At 65.7% G+C, this 3,287-nt stretch carries 3 protein-coding genes; 2 read left to right on the forward strand and 1 reads right to left on the reverse strand.

Going from position 1 to position 3,287, the window contains the following annotated elements; genetic code table 11:
- Positions 1–643, reverse strand: a 643-nt coding sequence (locus ACE3SL_RS09765; protein ID WP_374525545.1) for a glutathione S-transferase family protein, incomplete at its 3' end; no start/stop codon positions are given.
- 84 nt (positions 644–727) lie between these two features.
- Between ACE3SL_RS09765 and ACE3SL_RS09770 the strand changes: the two genes are divergently transcribed.
- Positions 728–1,216, forward strand: a complete 489-nt coding sequence (locus ACE3SL_RS09770) for a rhodanese-like domain-containing protein (RefSeq protein ID WP_374525546.1) — start codon at positions 728–730, stop codon at positions 1,214–1,216.
- 279 nt (positions 1,217–1,495) lie between these two features.
- Entirely contained in the window at positions 1,496–3,160 is a 1,665-nt protein-coding gene (leuA, locus tag ACE3SL_RS09775) for a 2-isopropylmalate synthase (RefSeq protein ID WP_374525547.1), read from the forward strand.
- Positions 3,161–3,287: the final 127 nt, after the last annotated feature.

Below are 3,287 nucleotides of genomic sequence, written 5' to 3' on the forward strand. Positions count from 1 at the left end.
ATTTCGCCGCCTCCCGCGCCGCATCCGCCGCCGCGAAATGCGCGAGCTGGCCGGCCTTCGCCTTCGCGAACGCCGGCCGCCCCGTCACGCGCGCGACATAGGCCTCGGTCGCGGGCCGTTCGCCATGCGCGCGGAGCAGCTTCACGCGCAGCACATCGGCCATCAGCAGGTCGGCAACGGTAAAGCGCCCGCTCGCAAGCCACTCGCGTTCGCCCAATATCCGCTCGAGCTGCGCCAGCCGCATGTCCATCCACCCGGTCAGCATATTGTCCGCCTCGCCCGAGATCGTCAGGAACCACCAGGGCACCGTCACCATCTCGATCGAATTGAGCGCCGCGATCACCCATTCGATCACTTCGGCCTCTCCAGCCGGACCGCGCGGCATCAAAATCTCGCTTTTTCGCGCGAGGTGCAGCAGGCACGCCCCGCTCTCGAACATCCGCATATCGCCGTCGCTCAGGAACGGCACCTGCCCGAACGGCTGCTGCGCCAGATGGTTCGTCGCGCGATCGTCGAACGCCACGGTTCCAACCGCATAGGACAGCCCCGCCTCCTCGCACGCCCAGCGCAGCCGGAGGTCGCGCACGAAGCCGCGCGGCCCCTCGGGCACCCAGTCATAGGTCCAGATGGTAAGCTCGCTCATCCTCATCCTTTCCATGCGCGGTCGCCGGTTCATCGCACAGCCAGCCGCCACCGCCTAGCCTCGCAGCGACCAAGGGAGGATTCCATGCGCCACACCCTGCTTCTCGCCCTCGCTTTCGCCGCCGCCCCGGCTTTCGCCCAAAGCAATCCGCAGATCGACTATCCCGGCTTCGAGGCGCTCACCGCGAGCGTCGCCGCCGAGCGGGCCGCGCGCCTGATCGCGTTCGACGCCTTCAAGGCCGAGGCCGCGAAGCCCGGCACCCTGCTCCTCGACGCCCGCTCGAAGGACGCCTTCGCCCGCGGCCACATCAAGGGCGCGGTCAACCTGCCGCTCACCGATTTCACCGCGGAGAGCCTCGCCGCGGCGATCGGTGCCGATCCGAACCGCCCCATCCTCATCTATTGCAACAATAATTTCTCGAACCACATCAGCCCCGTCCCCTTGAAGCGCGCGCCGCTCGCGCTCAACATCCAGACCTTCATCAATCTCGTCGGCTATGGCTATCCCAACGTCCGCGAACTCGCCGACGTCGTCGATTTCACCGATCCGAAGGTCGAATGGGTTAAAAACTAACCTCGTCATTCCCGCGAAAGCGGGAACCCAGCGAGCCGACGCTGCCACCGGGTTCCCGCTTTCGCGGGAATGACGGAGGGGGGAGCGACGCAATTTTCACATTCCCCTCTTGCGCCCGGCGACATTTTGAACCAATAGCCTGCCCATGCGCGGCAACGCCCTTCTTCTTCTGCGACTTACACGCCCTTGGGCGTGACACTGGCTGCGCGCTAGTCGCGGCCACCCGCTCAAGGGTCCGACCGACAAGCCAACGCAACCACCAGAAGAAGTTCAAATCCCATGACCATGCTCCGCGACCCCTCGGTCAAGTACAGCGCCTTCCCGCAGGTTCCCCTGACGAACCGCGAATGGCCCGGCCGCGTCACCACCCAGGCGCCGATCTGGCTCTCCACCGACATGCGCGACGGCAACCAGTCGCTGATCGACCCGATGGACGCCGAGAAAAAGGCCCGCTTCTTCGACCTGCTCGTCAAATGCGGGTTCAAGGAGATCGAGGTCGGCTTTCCCAGCGCGGGCGCGACCGAATTCGACTTCATCTCGGGCCTCGTCAAGAACGGCCGCATCCCGGAGGGCGTCACGCCGCAGGTGCTGACGCAAAGCCGCGCCGACCTCATCCGCACCAGCTTCGACAGCCTCGAAGGCGCGAAGACCGCGATCGTCCACGTCTATAACGCGGTCAGCCCCGCGTGGCGCAAGATCGTCTTCGGCATGGACATGGACGACATCAAGCAAATCGCAATCGAGGGCGCGAAGCAGCTCCGCGACAATGCCGCGCGCCTGCCCGGCACCGACTGGCGCTTCGAATACAGCCCCGAAACCTTCTCGACCGCCGAGCTCGATTTCAGCCTCGCCTGCTGCGAAGCGGTGATGGACATCCTGCAACCCACCACCGACAAGCCGATCATCCTCAACCTCCCCGCGACGGTCGAGGCGTCGACGGCGAACATCTACGCCGACCAGATCGAATATTTCTGCAAGAATCTGCCGAACCGCGACCGCGCGATCATATCCTTGCACACGCACAACGACCGCGGCACCGGCGTCGCGGCGGCTGAACTCGGCCTGCTCGCGGGCGCCGACCGCGTCGAGGGCTGCCTGTTCGGCAATGGCGAGCGTACCGGCAACACCTGCCTCGTCACCGTCGCGCTCAACATGTACACGCAGGGCGTCGACCCCGAACTCGACTTCTCGAACATCGACGAGGTCATCCAGACGGTCGAATATTGCAACAACCTGCCCGTCCACCCGCGCCACCCCTATGGCGGCGAGCTCGTCTACACCGCTTTCTCGGGCAGCCATCAGGACGCGATCAAAAAGGGCTTCGCCGCGCGCGAGCGCCAGAATGACGAGCGCTGGGAAGTCCCCTATCTCCCCATCGACCCCGCCGATTTGGGCCGCAGCTACGAAGCGGTGATCCGCGTCAACAGCCAGTCGGGCAAGGGCGGCGTCGCCTGGGTGCTCGAACAGGACAAGGGCCTGAAACTGCCCAAGAAGATGCAGGCGAGCTTCAGCCACGTCGTCCAGGCCGTCGCCGACGAGACGAGCCGCGAGCTCGGCGCCGACGACATCTGGCAGGCGTTCGAGCGCACCTATCTCGCCGAGGGCGGCAAGCGCTTCCAGCTCGTCGACTGGGCGGAGACGCATAGCGGCGCCGACCGCATCTTCGCCGGCAAGCTCACCATCGACGGCACCGAACGCAGTGTCAGCGGCCGCGGCAACGGCCTGATGAGCAGCGTCATCGCGGCGCTCAGCGAAAGCGGTGGCCCGGTGATGGACATCGTCGACTATAGCGAGCACGCGATCGGCCAGGGCAGCAATGTGCAGGCCGCGGCCTATGTCGAATGCCGCACCGCGGACGGGAAGAGCCTGTTCGGCTGCGGCCTCGACACCGACGTCGCGACCGCCAGCGTGCGGGCGATTTTGTCGGCGGCGAACGGGGCATAACCAATCTTCCCTGTGGCGCAGCCATGGGGCGCGGCGGGATGTCGGCTATGGGGTGGATTCCAGACCGTCCTCTATTTCCGTTCGTGTCGAGCGAAGTCGAGACACGCGAAGGCTGGCGCTTCCCAAG

The sequence above is a fragment of the Sphingopyxis sp. genome (assembly GCF_041916015.1).
Taxonomy (GTDB): domain Bacteria; phylum Pseudomonadota; class Alphaproteobacteria; order Sphingomonadales; family Sphingomonadaceae; genus Sphingopyxis.

Bases quoted from the DNA above. Each gene is read 5' to 3' on its own strand.
- ACE3SL_RS09770 (WP_374525546.1), top strand. From the start codon at position 728: ATGCGCCACACCCTGCTTCTCGCCCTCGCTTTCGCCGCCGCCCCGGCT.
- leuA (WP_374525547.1), top strand. From the start codon at position 1,496: ATGACCATGCTCCGCGACCCCTCGGTCAAGTACAGCGCCTTCCCGCAG.